Here is a 2,160-nt window from a genome sequence, read left to right on the forward strand (position 1 = left end):
ATCCAGCCAGGCAAAGCCGCGGCCGAGCAGCTCAACGTTGAGGTTGCCTCGCTCCATGTAAGCCTGATTGATGCTGGTAATTTCCAGTTCTCCGCGATCTGACGGCTGGACCTGCTTGGCTATCTCGATAACGGCATTGTCATAGAAATACAGACCGGTCACGGCGTAATTGGATTTAGGCTTCGCGGGCTTTTCTTCGAGTGAAACGGCGCGCCTGTTTTTGTCGAACTCGACTACGCCGAAACGCTCGGGATCCTTTACCTGATAGCCGAATACGGTCGCACCTGCAGTCCGGGCGGCTACCTTTTGCAGCAGTGGTGTGAAGCCCTGGCCATAAAAGATGTTGTCGCCGAGTACGAGGCAAACTGAATCGTCGCCGATAAAGTCCTCGCCAATAATGAAGGCCTGGGCAAGACCCTCAGGTTTCGGTTGTTCTGCGTAGCTCAGGCGAATGCCGTAGTCACTGCCATCGCCGAGCAGACGCTGATAGCCGCTAATATCCTCTGGAGTGCTGATCAATAGAATATCGCGGATACCCGCCAGCATCAGGACCGACAAGGGATAGTAGACCATCGGCTTGTCATAGATCGGGAGCAGCTGCTTGGACACGCCTTTGGTGATGGGGTAAAGCCGCGTGCCGGAGCCGCCAGCGAGTACGATGCCTTTCATGTGTTTTCTCCAAGTCGTGTGAGCCGATAGTCGCCGCTCATGACGCGCTGCCACCAGGAACGATTGGTCAGATACCATTGTACTGTCTTGCTGATTCCCGATTCGAACGTTTCGGTAGGCTGCCAGCCGAGTTCGCGCTGAATCTTGCTGGCATCAATGGCATAGCGCTTGTCATGGCCTGGTCGGTCTTTCACGAAGGTAATCAAGTCTCTATAGGACGCAATAGCAGGGTCGCGCTCAGACGGTGCCTGTTGATCAAGCAGGTCGCAGATGGTCTCGACCACTTCCAGGTTACGTTTCTCGTTATGGCCGCCAATGTTGTAGGTTTCGCCGGGCTTTCCCCTGGTCAGAACTTCGAGCAGTGCGCGCGTATGGTCTTCCACATATAGCCAGTCCCTGATTTGTGATCCGTCCCCATAGACTGGTAATGGTTTACCTGCCAGGGCATTGAGAATCATATGGGGAACCAGCTTCTCGGGAAAATGGTAGGGGCCGTAATTGTTCGAGCAGTTGGTTAGTATGACAGGCAATCCATAGGTTCTGCTCCATGCGCGCACCAGGTGATCCGAGCTTGCCTTTGACGCCGAGTATGGCGAGCTGGGAGCGTATGGCGTGTCTTCGGTGAACAGATCCTCTGGGTTATCCAGATCGCCGTAGACTTCATCGGTAGAGACATGGTGAAAACGGAACGCGCTACGCTTCTCCGGATCAAGTCGGGCCCAGTAGTGTCTCGCTACTTCCAGAAGGGTATAGGTACCTATCACATTGGTCTGAATGAATGCGCCCGGACCTTCTATCGAGCGGTCGACATGGGATTCGGCCGCCAGGTGCATGACGGCATTGGGGGCGTGCTGTGCAAAGATATCTTTCAGGACCTCGGCGTCGCAGATGTCGGCCTGCTCAAAGAGGTAGCGTGAGCTGTCCGCGACCGGACTCAGCGATTCAAGATTGCCAGCATAGGTGAGCTTGTCCACGTTGATCACATAATGCTCGGTGTTATCGATGATATGCCGGATCAGCGCTGAGCCGATAAAGCCGGCACCGCCGGTAACCAGAATTTTCATATACGGCCCCTTCAGTTTCTTCGGTTGTGTCGCGGTCGGAGTCAGGGGCTACAGATAATGCCAACTGGTGGGCAATTGCGAACGCTGGGCGTTATTGGCCTCCTCGTTGGCGAACCACTGCTGCGGGCTGACAATCTGTTTGTGCGGGTTGCGATTCAGCCAGGCTGAGAGAGCGCTGAAGCCGCTGTTGGCAATGATGTTGTGCTTGCAACGTGAAAGCAGGTGGAAGTCCTCGTGGCCGGGAAAGCCCTCGACGAAAACAGTGTTATCCGGGACGATGCCGACCAGGTTTTCGCGGCACCAGGTCAGGTCATCCGAAAATATGAAGAATCTCGGCTCGGCGACCCATTGCTGGATGTGAGCGACAGCGGCGCGGTAATAGTCGACAGGGCTGGTACCATGGAGCTTAGCTGCCGCCGGATTACTC

General features: G+C 55.3%; 3 protein-coding genes. All 3 read right to left on the bottom strand.

Translation table 11 applies throughout. The features are described 5' to 3' along the window. Positions 1-669, bottom strand: a 669-nt coding sequence (rfbA, locus tag ABYA88_RS16190) for a glucose-1-phosphate thymidylyltransferase RfbA (RefSeq protein WP_373188415.1), incomplete at its 3' end; no start/stop codon positions are given. Next, on the bottom strand, positions 666-1,733 hold the full coding sequence (gene rfbB / locus ABYA88_RS16195; protein WP_373188416.1) for a dTDP-glucose 4,6-dehydratase: 1,068 nt from the start codon (positions 1,731-1,733) through the stop codon (positions 666-668). The genes rfbA and rfbB, both read right to left, overlap by 4 nt. A 48-nt stretch (positions 1,734-1,781) precedes the next feature. Beyond that, a partial coding sequence (locus tag ABYA88_RS16200) for an alpha-1,2-fucosyltransferase (RefSeq protein ID WP_373188417.1) occupies positions 1,782-2,160 on the bottom strand: 379 nt, incomplete at its 5' end.

The sequence above is a fragment of the Halopseudomonas sp. genome (assembly GCF_041579695.1).
Classification (GTDB): Bacteria; Pseudomonadota; Gammaproteobacteria; order Pseudomonadales; family Pseudomonadaceae; genus Halopseudomonas.

What these genes read in the sequence shown, in the direction of transcription:
- rfbB (WP_373188416.1), bottom strand. Translation starts at nt 1,733, where the DNA reads ATGAAAATTCTGGTTACCGGCGGTGCCGGCTTTATCGGCTCAGCGCTG.